The sequence below is a fragment of the Streptomyces griseoloalbus genome, assembly GCA_014650015.1.
Lineage (GTDB): Bacteria > Actinomycetota > Actinomycetes > Streptomycetales > Streptomycetaceae > Streptomyces > Streptomyces griseoloalbus.
The window spans coordinates 39,618-57,636 of record BMUD01000007.1; the positions used below are offsets into that span (position 1 = coordinate 39,618).

17 protein-coding genes are annotated in these 18,019 nt (G+C 68.8%); 8 read left to right on the top strand and 9 right to left on the bottom strand.

The window, feature by feature from the left end:
* Window positions 1–2: 2 nt before the first annotated feature.
* Window positions 3–371 (bottom strand): winged helix-turn-helix transcriptional regulator, encoded by a 369-nt coding sequence (locus tag IE178_RS12625; RefSeq protein WP_318280004.1) that lies wholly within the window; start codon window positions 369–371, stop codon window positions 3–5.
* Window positions 372–459: 88 nt separating this feature from the next.
* Here IE178_RS12625 and IE178_RS12630 point away from each other — a divergent pair, with 88 nt between their 5' ends.
* Window positions 460–2,037, top strand: coding sequence for an MFS transporter (locus IE178_RS12630; RefSeq protein ID WP_193512318.1), 1,578 nt, complete (start codon window positions 460–462; stop codon window positions 2,035–2,037).
* 262 nt (window positions 2,038–2,299) lie between these two features.
* Here IE178_RS12630 and IE178_RS12635 read toward each other — a convergent pair whose 3' ends face one another.
* A complete protein-coding gene (locus IE178_RS12635) occupies window positions 2,300–3,001 on the bottom strand; it encodes a DUF5324 family protein (protein ID WP_193512319.1) in 702 nt (233 codons plus the stop codon).
* Between the two features lie 338 nt (window positions 3,002–3,339).
* On the opposite strand from IE178_RS12635, the gene IE178_RS12640 reads away from it, so the two are divergent.
* Both IE178_RS12640 and IE178_RS12645 read left to right on the top strand, forming a co-directional pair.
* On the top strand, window positions 3,340–3,867 hold the full coding sequence (locus IE178_RS12640; protein ID WP_193512320.1) for a peptidylprolyl isomerase: 528 nt from the start codon (window positions 3,340–3,342) through the stop codon (window positions 3,865–3,867).
* Between the two features lie 105 nt (window positions 3,868–3,972).
* The gene (locus tag IE178_RS12645) at window positions 3,973–4,860 is read left to right on the top strand and encodes a rhomboid family intramembrane serine protease (protein ID WP_193512321.1); all 888 of its coding nucleotides are present in this window, start codon (window positions 3,973–3,975) and stop codon (window positions 4,858–4,860) included.
* 281 nt (window positions 4,861–5,141) lie between these two features.
* On the opposite strand, the gene crgA is transcribed toward IE178_RS12645, so the two are convergent.
* On the bottom strand, window positions 5,142–5,396 hold the full coding sequence (gene crgA, locus IE178_RS12650) for a cell division protein CrgA (RefSeq protein WP_142194295.1): 255 nt from the start codon (window positions 5,394–5,396) through the stop codon (window positions 5,142–5,144).
* A gap of 141 nt (window positions 5,397–5,537) precedes the next feature.
* On the opposite strand from crgA, the gene IE178_RS12655 reads away from it, so the two are divergent.
* The 5 genes from IE178_RS12655 (at window position 5,538) to IE178_RS12675 (ending at window position 9,256) form a co-directional block, all read left to right on the top strand.
* On the top strand, window positions 5,538–6,317 hold the full coding sequence (locus tag IE178_RS12655) for a DUF881 domain-containing protein (RefSeq protein ID WP_193512322.1): 780 nt from the start codon (window positions 5,538–5,540) through the stop codon (window positions 6,315–6,317).
* Window positions 6,318–6,554: 237 nt separating this feature from the next.
* Entirely contained in the window at window positions 6,555–6,716 is a 162-nt protein-coding gene (locus tag IE178_RS12660; RefSeq protein ID WP_184764307.1) for a hypothetical protein, read from the top strand.
* Window positions 6,713–7,351 (top strand): aminodeoxychorismate/anthranilate synthase component II, encoded by a 639-nt coding sequence (locus IE178_RS12665; protein WP_184764306.1) that lies wholly within the window; start codon window positions 6,713–6,715, stop codon window positions 7,349–7,351. Before IE178_RS12660 ends, IE178_RS12665 begins: the two co-directional genes overlap by 4 nt.
* The gene (locus tag IE178_RS12670; protein ID WP_193512323.1) at window positions 7,348–8,487 is read left to right on the top strand and encodes a class E sortase; all 1,140 of its coding nucleotides are present in this window, start codon (window positions 7,348–7,350) and stop codon (window positions 8,485–8,487) included. The genes IE178_RS12665 and IE178_RS12670 overlap by 4 nt, the downstream gene beginning before the upstream one ends.
* Window positions 8,488–8,500: 13 nt before the next feature.
* Window positions 8,501–9,256, top strand: a complete 756-nt coding sequence (locus IE178_RS12675; protein ID WP_184764304.1) for a class E sortase — start codon at window positions 8,501–8,503, stop codon at window positions 9,254–9,256.
* 129 nt (window positions 9,257–9,385) lie between these two features.
* Here the strand turns inward: IE178_RS12675 and pknB are convergent, their stop codons facing one another.
* From pknB to IE178_RS12705, 6 genes are all read right to left on the bottom strand, one after another.
* Window positions 9,386–11,386, bottom strand: coding sequence for a Stk1 family PASTA domain-containing Ser/Thr kinase (gene pknB, locus IE178_RS12680; protein ID WP_193512324.1), 2,001 nt, complete (start codon window positions 11,384–11,386; stop codon window positions 9,386–9,388).
* Window positions 11,387–11,555: 169 nt separating this feature from the next.
* Window positions 11,556–13,028 (bottom strand): peptidoglycan D,D-transpeptidase FtsI family protein, encoded by a 1,473-nt coding sequence (locus IE178_RS12685; protein WP_193512325.1) that lies wholly within the window; start codon window positions 13,026–13,028, stop codon window positions 11,556–11,558.
* On the bottom strand, window positions 13,025–14,473 hold the full coding sequence (locus IE178_RS12690) for an FtsW/RodA/SpoVE family cell cycle protein (protein WP_184764301.1): 1,449 nt from the start codon (window positions 14,471–14,473) through the stop codon (window positions 13,025–13,027). The genes IE178_RS12685 and IE178_RS12690 overlap by 4 nt, the downstream gene beginning before the upstream one ends.
* A gap of 27 nt (window positions 14,474–14,500) precedes the next feature.
* Complete coding sequence (locus tag IE178_RS12695) at window positions 14,501–16,042, bottom strand: Stp1/IreP family PP2C-type Ser/Thr phosphatase (RefSeq protein WP_184764300.1); 1,542 nt, start codon at window positions 16,040–16,042, stop codon at window positions 14,501–14,503.
* Window positions 16,043–16,183: 141 nt separating this feature from the next.
* Window positions 16,184–16,702, bottom strand: a complete 519-nt coding sequence (locus tag IE178_RS12700; RefSeq protein WP_184764299.1) for an FHA domain-containing protein FhaB/FipA — start codon at window positions 16,700–16,702, stop codon at window positions 16,184–16,186.
* A gap of 10 nt (window positions 16,703–16,712) precedes the next feature.
* Entirely contained in the window at window positions 16,713–17,570 is an 858-nt protein-coding gene (locus IE178_RS12705; protein ID WP_184764298.1) for an FHA domain-containing protein, read from the bottom strand.
* Between the last annotated feature and the right edge of the window lie 449 nt (window positions 17,571–18,019).

Consider the following 18,019-nt stretch of genomic DNA (forward strand, 5'->3'; position numbering starts at 1 on the left):
GCTCACGCAGTCGGGCGGGGGCCGGACAGCGGGTCCTCACGGCGCACCGTCTCGCGGTACCAGCGACCCCATGTGTCCAACTGTTCCGTGAGGGAGTCCAGGCTGTGCCCGACGTCGGTCAGCGTGTACTCGACCCGCGGCGGAACCTCCCGGTACACGGTCCGCCTCACCAGGCCATCGGCCTCCAGTTCCCTCAGCTGACGGGTCAGCATGCGCTGGGTGATGGCCGGAATCGTGCGCTTCAGTTCGCCGAAGCGGTGTGTCCCCGACACCAGCTGCTTGAGGATGGCCAGTTTCCAACGGCCCCCGAGAACCTCCATGGCGAACTCGATCGCGCAGTAATCCGGCGCGTCTTCGACGCTGGAACGCACAGCTGACCTCCATGGGTATACGGAGCGGTACTAGGGGACATGAAAGACCGTACTTGTCGCCCGCGTCGGTACGTACTGGACTGAGCTCATGGTGAGCAGGGAGGCGTCGGTACCGGAGCGCGCATCGAAGAAGGCACCACAGAGACCATCCGAGGACTCGACGGGGCAGCGGTGGCTGGTTCTGGCCGTGGTGTCGGGCAGCCTGTTGCTCTGCGGTATCGACCTCACTGTGCTGCACGTCGCCGTACCGAGCATGAACCGGGACCTCCAGCCCAGCGCCGCGCAGTTGCTCTGGATCGTCGATGTGTACTCGCTGGCGCTCGCCGCCCTGCTCGTCACCTGCGGCACGCTGGGGGACCGCATCGGTCGGCGTCGCATGGTGCTGAGCGGCTTCTTCACCTTCGGCCTCGCCTCCGCCGCGTGCGCCTTCTCGACGTCGACCGCGCAACTCATCGCCTCACGCGCAGCACTCGGCGCGGGCGCGGCGATGATCATGGCCTCCACGGTGGCGATCATCAGGGTCGTGTTCACGGACGACCGCGAGCGGGCCTTCGCCATCGGTGTGTGGACCTCCGCGCACAGCGTGGGAGCGACGATCGGGCCGCTGGTCGGCGGGCTGGTCACCGAGAGGTGGGGCTGGGGCGCCGTCTTCCTGGTCAACGTTCCCGTGATCCTCGTCATCCTGGCCGTCGGCGCCCGCGTCATCCCGGAGTCGAGGAACCCCGTCCCGCGTCGCTGGGACCTGGTCGGCGTGGTGCTGTCCGTCGCCGGCTTGGCAGGCGTGGTGTACGCGCTCAAGCAGGCCGGTGAGCACGCGGGGGTGAACGCCGCCGTCCTCGTCACGGCCGTTGGCGGGACCGCACTGCTGTACGCCTTCGTACGCCGTCAGCGACGCCTCGCGGAGCCGCTGCTGGACTTCTCCCTCTTCGGCGAACGCCGCTTCAGCACCGCCACCCTGTGCGTCATCGGCTGCTTCGGCAGCTATGTCGCCCTGCTCTTCTTCCTCACCCAGTGGCTGCAACAGGTGGGCGGTTACTCACCGTTGCACGCCGGACTCTCGTTGATGCCCCTGGCCGCCGCCAACGCCGTCGGTGCGATCACGGCGCCCTGGGCGGCGAACCGGTGGGGCAACCGCTGGGCTCTCACCGGAGCACTCTCCCTCTTCGCCGCCGCTTTCGCCGCCATCGCCGTCGTCGGCGACACCGCCCACTACGGCATGCTCCTCTTGCCCCTGCTCGGCGCGGGATACGGCGCCGGTATCGTGATGACCCTGGGCGCCGACTCCATCATGAGCGCCGCACAGCCCGAGCGCTCCGGAGAAGCGGCCGCCATCCAGGAGACGTCCTTCGAACTCGGCGCGGGCCTCGGCGTGGCCGTCCTCGGAACCGTGCTGACCGCCGTCTACCGCACCGGCCTGCCCGCGGTACCAGGCCTCGGACCGGACGAACGCGCCACCGCCGAGGAGTCGTTCGCCGCAGCCGAGGATCTCGTGACACAGCTGCCGTCCCACACCGCGGACGCCGTGCTGCACGCCACCCAGCAGGCCTACGACCGCGGTTTCACGGCCGTAGCGTTGATCGCGTCGGCCGGCCTCGTCGTCACCGCGTTCATGGCAGCCGTCTTGCTGCGCCCACGTGAGGCGGGGAAGCGCGCTGTCGAGGACTGACGGACGCGCCGGCCGGGCAGGCGCCTCAGCGACAGAGGGCGGCTGCCGGCTTCACACGGCGTCGCCACGGTCGATCCGAAGACGTACGGGGGCTGTGAGGTGTCCGCCGTCGACCTCAACCGCTGAGTGGCTGGGCGTCACACTCGTCCGGCGCCCACCTGCGGAAACGCGGCGGGAGCTGTTCTGTTTCACGTGAAACGGCGCGGTGGGACAGGAGACACTCACGTCTCCTGTCCCACCGCGCCGTTGGTGCTCCGGCGGGTCAGGGTGATTCGTCGCGCCGGGAGGCCTCCTCGTCGGCCTCCTTGGCCTCGACCTCGCGATCGAGCGTGGACCGGTCACTGCCGTCCACCGACGTCAGCTGGGTTGACCCCGAGACATCCGTCGCGGCGGGCGGCTCCACCAGCCAGTCCGGATTGGCCTGCTTGTCCCACCACTTCCAGGCAGCGAAGGCACCTCCCGCCACGGCGCCCAGCATCAGGACCATCTTCGCGGCACGGCCGGCCCTCGCCCGCCGTTGCTGCCTGCGGACCAGCTTCTGGATCTGTTGGGCCGAGACCTCACCGCGCAGCGCTGCCAGTGCGGCCGCGCCGCGGGCCGCGGCCTCTTCCTTCGCGGGGCCGGCGGCGGCCACCGCCTGCTCGATCCTCGGCCGGGAGTAGTCCGCCGCCTGCCGAGCGGCCTGGCGGGTGAGGTCGGCGGCCTGATGGGCTGCCTTGTCGACCTTCGGCGGCACACGCGTCCGGGCCTGCTCCAGATACGGCTGGACATGGGCCCCGTACTGGACGCGGGCCTGGCCGGCGGCCTGCGTCACCTTGGGCGCCAGCCGTACGCGGGCCTCCTGTGCGTAGTGCGCGGCCCTGACCTTGGCCGTGTCGGCGTAGGGCGCCACCGCTTCCGCGGCGTGCAGCACGCTGTCCTTCGCCGAACCGGTCGCGGCGCGCACGCTGTCGATGCGGGTCACGGTTCCTCCTCCTCGGTGGCCTACGGTATTTCGACTTTCCACCCTTTTACGGATCATGCCTGTCGCCTCGCCATGGGGCATGCGCGGACGGGCATACGGGTGCCGATGGAATTGATCGATGGCGATATCGGGTGCAATCACGGATGAACCAGGGGCAACGGGAGCTTGTCGTCGACAATGCCACGGATCGCCGCCATACGTCCCAATCTTCGAGCGACTCGGCCCGTTTTCTGCAAGCGAAACAGCCCGGTTGCCCTCCAGTGAACGGGCGCCGGGCGACTGAACGCCCCGTCCGTGCGAGGATCAGGGCATCACGGAAAGACAACGGAAGGCACATCGTGGCTGAGCAGCTCAACGCCACCCTGAAGACCAATCACGGCGACATCGAGGTCCGGCTCTTCCCGAACCACGCGCCCGTCACGGTCAAGAACTTCGTCGAGCTCGCCAAGGGCGAGCGGGAGTGGACGCACCCGCAGACCGGCAAGAAGTCCACGGACAAGCTCTACGACGGCACGGTCTTCCACCGGGTGATCAGTGGCTTCATGATCCAGGGCGGTGACCCGCTGGGCAACGGCACCGGGGGTCCCGGCTACCAGTTCGAGGACGAGTTCCACCCGGACCTGCGCTTCGACAAGCCCTACCTGCTGGCGATGGCCAACGCCGGCCCGGGCACCAACGGCTCGCAGTTCTTCATCACCGTCGCCCCGACGGCGTGGCTGAACCGCAAGCACACCATCTTCGGTGAGGTCGTCGACCCCGCCAGCCAGAAGGTGATCGACACCATCGTGTCCACGCAGACCAACCCGCGCACCGACCGTCCGGTGAACGACGTGGTGATCGAGTCGGTCGAGATTCGCGAGGGCTGAGCACCTCGTCCCCGGGAGCGCCAAGGCCCTCGGAGGGAACCAAACGCCCCGCTCATCCGTAAGGATGGGCGGGGCGGGGCTTTTCCACACGACCTAGGGGATCCCATGGACGACCAGGCAGCCGGCAGCCCGCAAGACGCCCGGAGCGTCCCGGTCTGCTATCGCCACCCGGACCGTGAGACCGGGATCCGCTGCACCCGGTGCGAGCGTCCGATCTGCCCCGAGTGCATGGTCAACGCCTCGGTCGGTTTCCAGTGTCCGGAGTGCGTCAGCGGCGGCACGGGCACGGGACACGCGCCCGACGCCGCCATGCCCCGCACGATCGCCGGCGGCACCATCGCAGCCGACCCCCGCCTGCTGACCAAGGTCCTCCTCGGGATCAACATCGCGGTGTTCATCGCCGTGCACATCCGGCCGTCACTGCTGCGCGACCTCTACCTCATCGGTGAGTGGCCGCCGAAGCCGTTCCTGCCGACCGAGGGAGTGGCCGAGGGCGAGTGGTACCGCCTGGTCACCTCGATGTTCACGCACGAGGAAATCTGGCACATCGGCTTCAACATGCTCAGCCTGTGGTGGCTCGGCGGACCACTGGAACAGGCCCTCGGCCGCGCCCGCTATCTCACCCTCTACCTGATCTCGGGTCTGGCGGGCAGCGCGCTGACCTATCTGCTGGCCTCGGGGACCACGGCCTCGCTCGGCGCGTCCGGCGCCATCTTCGGACTGTTCGGCGCGACCGCCGTACTGATGCGCCGACTCCGCTACGACATGCGGCCGATCATCGCCCTGCTCGTGATCAACCTGATCTTCACCTTCGGCTGGAGCAACATCGCCTGGCAGGCCCACATCGGAGGGCTCGTCGCCGGTGTCGTGATCGGGTACGCCATGGTCCACGCACCGCGTGAACGACGGGCACTCGTGCAGTACGGCACGTGTGCGCTCGTGCTGGCTCTGGTCGTCCTGATGACCCTGCTGAGGACGGCGCAGCTCACCTGAGCGCTGAGTTTGTCCACAGCGTGTGGCGGATCTTGTGCACCCTGTGCGCAAACATCTGTGCCCTCGGTGACTGGTCTGCGTTTGTGCAGGTCAGGAGGGGGGTGAACAGGCTTTCGGTTGCCGGTGCTTCTGTCACACCGGCGTCAACCTTCGAAGGGTTATCCACAGATCGTTGTTTGTTTTCCCCATGTGGACAAGGGCTGTGGATAACTCAGGGGATAACCCTGCCCAGAGCTGATGGACAGCTCTGGGCAGAGCAAGCGCTCACCGTGCGGCGACCGCTACTTCCACTGCGTCGAGACGCCGAATCCGGCGGCGATGAACCCGAAGCCCACCACGATGTTCCAGTTCCCCAGAGCATCGAGGGGCAGTGAGCCGTCGGTGACGTAGAAGACCACGATCCAGGCCAGGCCGATGAGGAACAGAGCGAGCATCACCGGCGCGACCCAGGCGCGGTTGGTCAGCTTCAGGGCCGTCGCCTGCTTCGCGGGCGGCGGCGTGTAGTCGGCCTTCTTGCGGATACGTGACTTCGGCACGAGGGTCTCTCCTGTCGATGCGCTGCGTGGCCGCGCAGGGAACTGGGTCGGGCTCGGGGCAGCGTACAAGGGGACTCTGAGTGCTCCCCCGGGCGTCCGTTAGCGTAGTGCTTCCGCGGCGCCGAAGGAGATAAGGGTACGTTGAGCAATTCTGCCGACTTCCCCGGGATGAGATCCAGTCCTGCCCGCCGACGCCGTCTCCGGCCCGTGCGGATCCTCACCGCGGGTGTGTTCGCTCTCGCGGGACTCATCTTCTTCACCAGCTTCGACACGGCCAAGGGCACCAACATCCGCACGGACGACTCGCTGCTGAAGCTCTCCGACCTGATCCACGAGCGCAGCCGCAAGAACGGCGAGCTCGACGAATCCAACGGCGCGTTGCGCAAGGACATAGAGGCTCTCGCCGAGCGGGACGACGGCAGCACCAAGGCGGAGGACGACAAGCTCGCCGAACTGGAGAAGCGCGCCGGTACCCAGAAGCTCAAGGGCGAGGCGATCACGGTCACCCTCAACGACGCTCCGCCGGACGCCACGGCCAAGCTCCCCGGCTATCCCGAGCCGCAGCCCGACTATCTGGTCATCCATCAGCAGGACCTCCAGGCCGTGGTGAACGCGATGTGGCAGGGCGGCGCCGAGGGCATCAAGGTCATGGACCAGCGGCTGATCTCCACCAGCGCCGTGCGCTGCGTGGGCAACACCCTGATCCTCCAGGGCCGCGTCTACTCACCGCCGTACAAGATCACGGCGGTCGGGGATCCGGAGAAGCTGAAGAAGGCGCTCGCGGCCTCGCCGGCGATCCAGAACTACATGGTGTACGTCAATGTCTACGGGCTCGGCTGGAAGGTCGAGGACAACGGGCCGGTGACGCTGCCCGGCTACTCGGGAACCGTGGACCTGCACTACGCCAAGCCCATCGAGTAGGAGCCGTACGTGAAGGGAAGCCCGCCGCGATCACGTACCGACCGTGTTCCTGGTTTCACGTGGAACAAGCCCGGACATCGAGGCGATCGGCCCTGAGCCACGTACCCGTGGGTACTCGCGGCCGGTCCCGTCCGGCCCCCACGGAGCCTGTGGAGGCCGGGAAACCGGAGGCGTCGCGCCGTTAGTCTGTTGGCGTACGGCGTGGGTCTGGTGCCGTGGTACGACGGAAGGGACGGCATGTACAGCTGGATCTGGCGGCATCTGCCGGGGAACGGATGGGTGAGGGCACTCATCTCACTCGTGCTGATCATCGCCGTGGTCTACATCCTCTTCCAGTACGTCTTTCCGTGGGCCGAGCCGCTGCTGCCCTTCAACGATGTGACGGTGGACAACCAGTGAGCGCGCGCATTCTCGTCGTCGACAACTACGACAGCTTCGTCTTCAACCTGGTCCAGTACCTGTACCAGCTGGGCGCCGAGTGCGAGGTCCTGCGCAACGACGAGGTCTCCACGGGACATGCCCAGGACGGTTTCGACGGGGTGCTGCTGTCCCCGGGCCCCGGCACCCCCGAGGAGGCCGGCGTCTGCGTGGACATGGTGCGGCACTGCGCGTCCACCGGCGTGCCGGTCTTCGGCGTCTGCCTCGGCATGCAGTCGATGCAGGTGGCGTACGGGGGTGTCGTGGACCGTGCGCCCGAGCTGCTGCACGGCAAGACCTCGCCGGTGGAGCACGGGGGCAAGGGGGTCTTCGCGGGCCTGCCCTCCCCGTTCACGGCGACCCGCTACCACTCGCTGGCCGCCGAGCCGGCCACGGTGCCGGCGGAGCTGGAGGTCACGGCCAGGACGCCGGACGGCATCGTGATGGGGCTGAGGCACCGTGAACTGCTGGTCGAGGGCGTGCAGTTCCATCCCGAGTCGGTGCTGACCGAGCACGGGCACCGGATGCTGGCCAACTGGCTGGTGGAGTGCGGCGACGAGGGCGCGGTGGCGAGGTCGGCGGGGCTCGCCCCGGTGGTGGGCAGGGCCACGGCGTGACCGCGCTGCGCCCCGAGCGTGAGTCCGGCGCGGACGCCTACGGCGGCGCCGGCGACCAGGGCACCTCGTACGGCGGGCAGCCGTACGGGGAGCCGGGTGCGTTCGGGGACGGCTGGTACGACAGCGCGGCGCCCGACCCCGACCCCGATCCCTACGGCGGGGCCTCCGACAGCACCGCGTTTCTGCCGCCGGTCGACGACGAGACCGTGGCGCTGCGTGTCCCCGAGCCACCGGAGCGAGGGACGCGTGAGGCGTCCGCATCGGCTGCCGCGGTGGTGTCGGGCGGCCGGGCGGCCCGCAGGAAGGCCGCCAGGAAGCGTCACGGGCGCCGTGGAGGCTCTCACAAGGCCGCGGGGGCCACCGGGGCGGCGGAGGGCCGCGAGGGGGCGTCACAGGCGTCTGAGGGCGCGTCCAGGGCGCCGCTGTCCCGCGTCGAGGCGCGCCGGCAGGCGCGGGCCCGCAAGGCGAGCCCGGCGGTCGTCGCGAGCCGGGCGATCGGCGAGGTGTTCATCACCACCGGTGTGCTGATGCTGTTGTTCGTCACGTACCAGCTGTGGTGGACGAACGTGCGGGCACACGCGCAGGCCGGCAAGGAGGCCAGCGACCTCCAGAACGACTGGGCGAGCGGCGAGCGGAAGCCGGGGGCGTTCGAGCCGGGTCAGGGCTTCGCGCTGCTGCACATCCCCAAGCTGGACGTGGTGGTGCCGATCGCGGAGGGCATCGACAGCAAGAGGGTGCTCGACCGGGGCATGGTGGGCCACTACGCGGAGGGCGCGCTGAAGACGGCGATGCCGGACGCGAAGACCGGCAACTTCGGACTCGCGGGCCACCGCAACACGCACGGCGAGCCCTTCCGGTACGTCAACCGGCTGGAGCCGGGTGACCCGATCGTCGTGGAGACGCAGAACGAGTACTTCGTCTACAAGATGGCGTCGATGCTGCCGGTGACGTCGCCGAGCAACGTCAGTGTCCTCGAGCCGGTCCCCAAGGGCTCGGGTTTCACCGGGCCCGGCCGCTACATCACGCTGACCACCTGCACGCCGGAGTTCACCAGCAAGTACCGCCTGATCGTCTGGGGCAAGATGGTCGAGGAACGGCCGCGCAGCAAGGGCAAGCCGGATGCGCTCGTCAGTTAAGGGCAGTGGAAACGTGGCAGCGACCGCCGACGACACCGAAGATCACACCGACACGCCCGCGTCCTCACCGCCTCCGGCGCGACGCCGTCTGGGGCCGGTGGCGATGGTGGTCAGCTTCTTCGGGGAACTCCTCATCACCGCGGGCCTGGTGCTCGCCCTGTTCGTCGCCTACTCGCTGTGGTGGACGAACGTCGTCGCGGACCGTACGGCGGCCAAACAGGCCGACGAGGTGCGGGACAACTGGGCCAAGGGGTCCGACGGCGACGGCCCCGTCTCCTTCGACACCAAGGACGGCATCGGCTTCCTGCACGTGCCCGCGATGAGCGGTGACGAGATCCTCGTCGAGAAGGGCACGTCGATGAAGGTCCTCAACGACGGCGTCGCCGGCTACTACACGGACCCCGTGAAGGCGGCCCTGCCGACGTCCGGCAAGGAGGGCAACTTCTCCCTGGCGGCCCACCGGGACGGGCACGGTGCGAAGTTCCACGGCATCCACAAGATCGAGAAGGGCGACCCGATCGTCTTCGAGACGAAGGACAAGTGGTACGTCTACAAGACCTTCGCGATCCTTCCCGAGACGTCGAAGTACAACGTCGACGTCCTCTCGAAGATCCCGAAGGAGTCCGGCAGGAAGAAGGCCGGCCACTACATCACGCTGACCACCTGCACGCCGGTGTACACGAGCACGTACCGCTACATCGTCTGGGGCGAGCTGGTCCGCACGGAGAAGGTCGACAGCGACCGGACCCCGCCGGAGGAGCTGCGCTGACCGGGGTCGGCGGAGCGGTCCTTCCCCCCCAACCGATCAACGAGCTGTGGCCCGCGATGAAGAAGCCCCGGCCCCCTCCGGAAGAGGGTGCCGGGGCTCTTGTCGTGCGGGTTCTACGGGGCAGTCGCCCTAGCCGCCGGTGAGGCCGCCGAAGATGCCGCCGTCGCCTCCGCCGTTGCCGCCGTTGCCACCCTGGTCCGCGGTGAACAGGCCGACCTCCGAGCCCTTCTGGACCTGGGTGCCCTGCGGCGGGTTGGAGCCGAAGACGCGCGAGTTGGGATTCTGCGAGCCGGCGACGTTGCCGACCTTCAGCCCGGCCTCCTGGATCATCCGCTGGGCGTCCTTGAGGCTCTGGCCGTTGATGTTCGGGACCGCGACCTGCTCGTTCGCCTTGGCCTTGCCGATCACGATCTGCACCTGGGAGTTCTTGTCGACCTGCGTGTTCGCCGCCGGCGTGGTGCGGATGACCCTGCCGACCAGGTTCGGGTCGTCGGTCTCTTCCTCGGTGCAGTTGCCCACGAGTTCGTTGGCCGTCATCTGGGCCTTGGCCTCGTCACACGTCTTGTTGATGACGTCCGGGACGGTGGACTTGGCTTCCGCCTTGGCGATGGTGAGGGTGATGGTGGTGCCCTTCTCCACCTCCTCGCCGAGACCCGGGTCCTGCTTGAGGACGGTGCCGGGTGCCTCGGCGTTCACCTCCTCCTTGACCTCCACGACGAACTCGTACTTGTCACCTTCCAGCTCGGCCTTGGCGTCCTGGAGGCTGTCGCCCACGACGCTCGGCACCGCGACCTTGGGCGCCCCGGTGGAGACCACCAGGTTGACGGTGAAGTCCTTCTCGACCTTGGTGCCCGCGGCGGGGTCCTGGTCGCAGATCTTGCCCTTGCTCTGGTCCTCGCAGGGCTTCTCTACGAAGGCGAGCTTCACATCGCCGTTGACGGCGAGTTTCTGCGCGTCGTCCTTGGTCTCGCCGATGAAATTCGGGGTCGGGACGGTGCCATTCCCCACGCCGCCGTTGCCGCTGATGGCCCAGCGGCCGATCAGGATCGCGCCGATGAGGACGAGGACACCTGCCACGACCAGCAATATCGTCGAGGTGTTGTTCTTCTTCGGCGGGCGCCGGCGGCTCTGGCGTTCGTCGTAGCCGTAGCCGCCGTCGTCCGGGTTCATGGGCGGCATCATCGAGGTCGCCGCCCCGGCGCCGGCGTCCGGGCGCAGTGCCGTCGTCGGCTGGTCGTCCGGGTAGCCGCCGTAGCCGACCGCGCCCAGGGCGGCGGTCGCCGCGACGGGCTGGCCGTCGAGGCAGGCCTCGATGTCGGCGCGCATCTCATCGGCCGACTGGTACCGGTAGTCGGGGTCCTTGACCAGCGCCTTCAGCACGATCGCGTCCATCTCGGGCGTGATCTCGGGGTCGAAGACGCTCGGCGCCTGCGGTTCCTCCCGTACGTGCTGGTAGGCGACCGCGACCGGGGAGTCGCCCACGAAGGGCGGCCGGACGGTCAGCAGCTCGTACAGCAGGCAGCCGGTGGAGTACAGGTCGGAACGCGCGTCGACCTGCTCGCCCTTGGCCTGCTCCGGCGAGAGGTACTGCGCGGTGCCGATGACGGCCGCGGTCTGCGTCATCGTCATGCCGGAGTCGCCCATCGCGCGGGCGATGCCGAAGTCCATCACCTTGACCTGGCCGTTGCGCGTCAGCATGACGTTGGCGGGCTTGATGTCGCGGTGGACGATGCCGGCTCTGTGCGAGTACTCCAGCGCCTGGAGGATGCCGATGGTCATCTCCAGCGTCCGCTCCGGCAGCAGCTTGCGGCCGCTGTGCAGAAGCTCACGGAGCGTGGAGCCGTCGACGTACTCCATGACGATGTACGGGATGGAGACCCCGTCGATGTAGTCCTCGCCCGTGTCGTAGACCGCGACGATCGCGGGATGGTTGAGCGAGGCGGCCGACTGGGCCTCCCGGCGGAAACGGGCCTGGAAGGACGGGTCGCGCGCGAGATCGGCGCGCAACGTCTTCACCGCCACGGTGCGGCCGAGCCGGGAGTCATGCGCGAGGTAGACCTCGGCCATGCCACCGCGACCGAGCACCTGGCCCAGTTCGTACCGGCCGCCGAGGCGACGCGGCTCTTCCATAGCTACCTACCAGCCCTCTCCGTCGGTCCCGGGCGGCACACGTGTGCCGCCGGAGGCTGCCGTCCGGGCCTACCGTACCCGGCTCGCTTTGTGTGACCTGGCCAAGTACGTCAGCCGATACAGGACCGGTACCGCAACGTGCACCGATGTGAGGCAGACGTGAGCGGGGTCACTGCTTGCCCTTGACGACCGCCTCCATCACGCTCTTGGCGATCGGCGCGGCGAGACCGCCGCCGGAGATGTCGTCGCGCACGGCGTTCTCGTCCTCGATCACGACCGCCACGGCCACCGGTGAGCTGCCGTCGCTGTTCTTGGCGTAGGAGATGAACCATGCGTAGGGGTTCTCGCTGTTGTCCACACCGTGCTGGGCGGTGCCGGTCTTGCCGCCGACGGTGACGCCGGGGATACGGGCGTTGGTTCCCGTGCCCTTCTCGACGACCGTTTCCATCATGGACTGGAGGATCTGCGCGTTCTTCGCCGACATCGGCTTGCTCATCTCCTCCGGGTCCGTCTTCTCGATGGTGTCGAGGCTGGGGGCCTGGAGTTCGTCGACCATGTACGGCTTCATCAGCGTGCCGTTGTTGGCGACGGCGGCGGAGACCATGGCCATCTGCAGCGGGGTGGCGGCGGTGTTGAACTGGCCGATGGAGGACAGGGCGACCTCGGAGGGGGCCATGTCCTCGGAGAAGACCGAGGCGCTGGAGCGGACCGGGACGAACTGCTCCTCGGTGAAGCCGAACTTCTTGGCCATCTCGAGCATCTTGTCGTTGCCGAGGTCGGAGCCGACCTTACCGAAGACGGTGTTGCAGGACACCCGCAGCGCCTCGCGCAGGGTGGCGTCCTCGCAGGGGAGGTCACCCTCGTTCTTCAGCTCGGTGGTGGTGCCGGGCATGGTCCACGGCAGCGGCGTTTCGGTGTTCTGGTCCGCGTCCTCGTACAGCCCGTTCTCCAGCGCGGCCGCCGCGGTGAGGACCTTGAAGGTGGAGCCGGGCGGGTAGACCTCGCGCAGTGCCCGGTTGAGCATCGGGTCGTTCGGGTTGTCCTTCTTCTGCAGCTTGTTCCATGCCTCGGCGTCCGAGGCGCCGTTACCGGCGATCGTGGACGGGTCGTACGACGGGAAGGAGGCCAGCGCCAGTATCTTGCCGGTGGACGGCTCGAGCGCGACGACGGAGCCCTTGCCGCCCTGCTTCTTCAGCCCCTCGTAGGCGGCCCTCTGCGCGGCGGCGTTGAGCGTGGTGACGACGTTGCCGCCCTCCTTGTTCTTCCCCGTCAGCATGTCGAGCGTATTGCGGAAGAAGAGGCGGTCGTCGTTGCCGGTGAGGATGCCGTCCTCGATGGACTCCAGCTGGTTGGCGCCGAAGGCCTGCGAGACGAAGCCGGTGACCGGCGCCCACATGGCGCCGTCCTTGTAGGTGCGCTTGTACTGGAAGTCGCCCTTGGTGGTCGTGTGCCCGGTGATCGGTTCACCGCCCACGATGATGTCGCCGCGCGGGGAGGCGTACCGCTCGATGGCGACGCGGCGGTTGTGCTCGTCGGTCCTCAGCCCGTCGGCCTGGACGTACTGCAGCCAGTTGTCCCGGATGAGCAGGGCGAGGATGAGCAGGCCGCAGAAGATCGCGACCCGGCGCAGGGGCTTGTTCACGGGCGGACCACCTGGGTCATCTCGACGTCGGGGTTGGTGGCGGGGGCGGGCGCCGGACGGCGGGCGGTGTCGCTGATTCTGAGCAGGATGCCGATCAGCGCCCAGTTGGCGATGACGGAGGAACCGCCGTACGCCAGGAAGGGCATCGTCATACCGGTCAGCGGGATCAGGCCCATGACGCCGCCGGCGACGACGAAGACCTGGAGCGCGAAGGCGCCGGACAGGCCGATGGCGAGCAGCTTGCCGAACGGGTCGCGGGCGGCGAGGGAGGTGCGCACGCCGCGCTCCACGATCAGCGCGTAGAGCAGGAGCAGCGCCATGACGCCGGCCAGGCCCAGCTCCTCGCCGAAGGTGGCGAGGATGAAGTCGGAGTTGGCGGCGAAGCCGATGAGGTCGGAGTGGCCCTGGCCCCAGCCGGTGCCCAGGGTGCCGCCGGAGCCGAAGGCCCACAGGGCCTGCATGGCCTGCTCGGAGTGGACGATGCCGTCGACGACCCCGGCGCGGCTGAGCTCGAACTCGTGCATCGGGTCGAGCCACGCCTGCACACGTGTCTGGATGTGGGGCTCGAAGCTTGCCACGCCGACGGCGCCGACCGCGGACATCAGCAGACCGAAGACGATCCAGCTGGTCCGTTCGGTGGCTACGTACAGCATGATCACGAACATGCCGAAGAAGAGGAGCGAGGTGCCGAGGTCGGTTTCGAAGACCAGGATCAGGATGGAGATGATCCAGACGACGATGATCGGACCGAGGTCGCGGCCGCGGGGCAGGTAGAGCCCCATGAAGCGGCGGCTGGCGAGGGCCAGGGCGTCGCGTTTGACCATGAGGTAGCCCGCGAAGAAGACCGCGAGGACGATCTTGGCGAACTCGCCGGGCTGGAGGGTGCCGAGACCGGGGATCTTGATCCAGATCTTGGCGCCGTAGACATTGTGGCCGAGGCCCGGGACCAGCGGCAGGAGCAGCAGGATCAGCGCGCCGGCCATGGAGATGTAGGTGTAGCGCTGCAGGACGCGGTGGTCCTTGAGGAAGAACAGTACGGCCATGAACAGGGCGACGCCGAGCGCGGAGTACATCAGCTGGCGCGGCGCGGCCTCGACGAACGTGCTGCTCGCCTGCAGTCGCTTCGACTGGTCCAGGCGCCAGATGGCAACCAGGCCGATGCCGTTGAGCAGGGTGGCCAGCGGCAGCATCAGCGGGTCCGCGTACGGCGCGAACTTCCGTACGGCGAGGTGGCCGACGCCTGCCATCAGGCCGAGGCCCAGGCCGTAGCTCAGCAGCCCGGTGGGCATCTCGTCGTTGAGGGCGAGCCCTACGTTGGCGTAGGCGAAGACCGGGATGACGACGGCGAACACCAGGAGCGCGAGCTCGGTGTTGCGGCGGCTGGGTGCGCCGATCGCACCGATCGTGGACGTGTGCTGCGTCGACGGGTTGGTAGTACTGCTCATCGTGTGACAGGGCCTCTCACGGCTTGCCTACTGCTTACCGCACAGCGAGACGACCTTCTGCTCCTCCTCCGAGAGGCTGGGGCCGGGGCTGGGAGTGGGTGCGGTCGTGGACGGGGGCGTGGACTGCTCCGGGGCCTTCGTCGAGCCCGACGGGTTGGGCGTCGGCGAGGCCTTGGACGTGAAGGAGGCGGGTGTGGTTCCCGTGGTGCCTCCGGCCTCGCCCTCACCGGTCTTGGCGTTCTTCTCGCTCTCGGCGGCGCGCCGCGCGGCCTGCTTCTCGCACGCGGAGGCCTGCACCGACAGTTCCTCGATCTTCTCCCGGGCGCCGTACAGATCGCCTTCGGCGATGGTCGCCTCGACCAGCTTCTGCTGGTAGGGCGGCAGGTACTTCAGTTCGATCTCGGGGTGGTCCTTCTCGACCTTCGAGAGCGAGACCCAGGCCAGGTCCTGGTTGATGCCCCGGTACAGCGCGACGTGTCCGTCGTTGGTGCCGACGTAGTACTGCGTCTGGGTCCAGCGCCAGCCGCCGTACATGCCGCCGCCGATGACGGCGAGCGCCAGCAGGCTGTACACGGACCTCTTGAGCCACCTGCGGTCCTTGCCGGGCTTGACGAAGTCGTCGTCGGCGTAGCCGAAGCCGTCGGTGGGGATGAAGCCGGTGATGTCGCCGCTGCCGGGCGGGCCGAACTCGCCCCCGCCGCCCTCCTGGCGCCGGCGGCCCAGACCGGAGGCGCGGCCGGCCGGGGTCTGCATGATGCCGTTGTCGTGGAGCTGGTTCTGGTTCTCGGCGACGGCGCCCACCACGACCGGGGTGTCGGACAGCTGCCCGGCGAGGGTGTCACCGGTGTCGAGGTCCAGGACGTCGGCCACGATCACGGTGATGTTGTCGGGGCCGCCGCCGCGCAGGGCCAGCTCGATCAGGTTCTGTACCGTCTCCTCGGGGCCCTGGTAGCTGGCCAGGGCGTCCTCGAGGGTCTGGTGCGAGACCACGCCAGACAGGCCGTCTGAGCAGATCAGGTACCGGTCGCCGGCCCGCACCTCGCGGATGGACAGGTCGGGTTCGACGTGTTCGCCGCTGCCGAGGGCCCGCATGAGCAGGGACCGCTGCGGGTGGGTGGTGGCCTCCTCCTCGGTGATCCGGCCCTCGTCGACCAGGCGCTGCACCCAGGTGTGGTCCTGGGTGATCTGGGTGAGGACGCCGTCGCGCAGGAGGTAGGCGCGGGAGTCGCCGACGTGCACCATGCCGAGCCGCTGACCGGTCCACAGCAGGGCGGTCAGGGTGGTGCCCATGCCCTCGAGCTGGGGGTCCTCCTCGACCATCATGCGCAGCTGGTCGTTGGCCCGCTGGACGGCCGTGCCGAGCGAGGTGAGCAGGTCGGAGCCGGGGACGTCGTCGTCGAGCGCGACGATGGTGGAGATCGCCTCGGAGGAGGCGACCTCGCCGGCGGCGGCGCCGCCCATGCCGTCGGCGATGGCGAGCAGGCGCGGACCGGCGTAACCGGAGTCCTCGTTGCCCTCCCGGATCATCCCCTTGTGCGATCCGGCGGCGAAGCGCAGGGACAGACTCATGCGCACCTCGCCTGTCGGCTCCGGGTACAGCCGGTCGTGTCGAGCCACACTGCCCACCCTCCGGTCGGGAGCGCGCCGGGATCCTGGGTGGGGACCCCCACTGCGTGCTCGCTCCGCTCGCGCTCATTCATTGGTGTAGCACTACTTCCGCAGCTCGATGACGGTCTTGCCGATGCGGATCGGTGCGCCCAGCGAAATCGGTGTGGGGGTCGTCAGCCGGGTCCGGTCCAGGTAGGTGCCGTTGGTGGAGCCCAGGTCCTCGACGATCCACTGGCCGTCGCGGTCCGGGTAGATCCTGGCATGGCGGCTGGAGGCGTAGTCGTCGTCCAGCACGATCGTGCTGTCGTGCGCCCGGCCCAGCGTGATGGTCTGGCCCTGGAGGGCGACGGTGGTGCCGGTGAGGGTGCCCTCGGTCACGACCAGCTTGGTGGGGGTGTTACGGCCGCGGCGGCCGCCGCCGGACTGCTGGCGCTGCTGCTGCGGCGGCGGCGCTGCTTGACGGGCGGCCTGCTGCTGCCGGCCGGCGTCCCGTCGGGAACCGCGCTGGGTGACGCGCGTTCCGAACAGGTCACTCCGGATGACCTGCACGGCCACGATCACGAACAGCCACAGAACGGCCAGAAAACCCAGCCGCATGACCGTGAGGGTCAGCTCTGACATTGCCCCCGCTTCACCCTTCGGCTTGCCTATAGATAACGGTGGTGCTGCCCACGACGATCCGCGAGCCGTCGCGGAGCGTAGCGCGGGTGGTGTGCTGCCCGTCCACCACGATGCCGTTGGTGGAGCCCAGATCCTGGATCGTCGAGGGCGTTCCGGTCCGGATCTCGCAGTGCCGGCGGGAGACGCCGGGGTCGTCGATCCGCACGTCGGCCTCGGTGCTGCGGCCCATCACCAGGGTGGCGCGGGAGATCTGGTGACGGGTGCCGTTGATCTCGATCCAGTAGCGGGTGCGTCCGCCGGGCGCGGGAGCGGCGGGGGGCCGCTGGCCGGCCGCGGGCTGCGGGTAGCCGTAACCGCCGGGGCGGCCGCCGGGCGGCGGCGCGGGCGGCATGGGCGGGGCGCCCGCGGGTGCGGCCGGCGGGTAGCCGTAGCCACCGGGGCGGCCGGCCGGCGGGGCACCGGCGGGGCCCGCGGCTCCGGGGGCCTGGCCGGCGGAGGAGGCGAGCGTACGGCTGCGCACCCGGTACAGGCCGGTGTCGAGGTCCTCGGCCTTCTCCAGGTTCACCTTGATGGGACCCATGAAGGTGTAGCGCTGCTGCTTGGCGTAGTCGCGCACCATGCCGGCGAGCTCGTCACCGAGCTGGCCGGAGTACGGGCTGAGGCGCTCGAAGTCCGGGGTGCTCAGTTCGACGATGAAGTCATTGGGTACGACGGTGCGGTCGCGGTTCCAGATGGTGGCGTTGTTGTCGCATTCCCGCTGGAGCGCTCCCGCGATCTCCACGGGCTGCACCTCGGACTTGAACACCTTGGCGAAGGTGCCGTTGACCAGACCTTCGAGACGCTGCTCGAACTTCTTCAGGACTCCCATGGGGCACCTCCTCCGTCGCTGCCGTCCTGTGTACTGCCCAGTGCACCGTTTCGTGCACCGCTTACCTGGTACTGCTTACTGATCGTATCCACGCGCCGGTCGATCGGCTGGTTCCCCCTGTCCGCCCGGCCGACAGGTGTCGCCGCCTGACGAAGTTCCCACCGGGGCTCCCCTTCGAACTCCTTCGGCCGTGCTCGTGCGCGTCGTTCTGCCATGGATCGTAGAGGGGGCCGCAGACCAGTGTCCCGCACCCGGCTGTGGACTCGGTCCGGCTCCTGGGGAGACGGGGGCCACCGGTACGAGGTTGATACGTGAAGCGGTCACCGCCGCTGCACAGGGGGCCGGGGGAGGTGGCCCGGGGGGTTAACGGGCCGGTGGGGGGCGGTCGGTGCCGGTCGGGGGCGGTCCGGGCGGTGGTGGGGAAAGGGATGTGAATCCACCCCGACCAG

Bases quoted from the DNA above. Each gene is read 5' to 3' on its own strand.
- IE178_RS12630 (WP_193512318.1), top strand. From the start codon at position 460: ATGGTGAGCAGGGAGGCGTCGGTACCGGAGCGCGCATCGAAGAAGGCA.
- IE178_RS12645 (WP_193512321.1), top strand. From the start codon at position 3,973: ATGGACGACCAGGCAGCCGGCAGCCCGCAAGACGCCCGGAGCGTCCCG.
- IE178_RS12660 (WP_184764307.1), top strand. From the start codon at position 6,555: ATGTACAGCTGGATCTGGCGGCATCTGCCGGGGAACGGATGGGTGAGG.
- pknB (WP_193512324.1), bottom strand. From the start codon at position 11,386: ATGGAAGAGCCGCGTCGCCTCGGCGGCCGGTACGAACTGGGCCAGGTG.
- IE178_RS12690 (WP_184764301.1), bottom strand. From the start codon at position 14,473: ATGAGCAGTACTACCAACCCGTCGACGCAGCACACGTCCACGATCGGT.
- IE178_RS12695 (WP_184764300.1), bottom strand. From the start codon at position 16,042: ATGAGTCTGTCCCTGCGCTTCGCCGCCGGATCGCACAAGGGGATGATC.
- IE178_RS12700 (WP_184764299.1), bottom strand. From the start codon at position 16,702: ATGTCAGAGCTGACCCTCACGGTCATGCGGCTGGGTTTTCTGGCCGTT.
- IE178_RS12705 (WP_184764298.1), bottom strand. From the start codon at position 17,570: ATGGGAGTCCTGAAGAAGTTCGAGCAGCGTCTCGAAGGTCTGGTCAAC.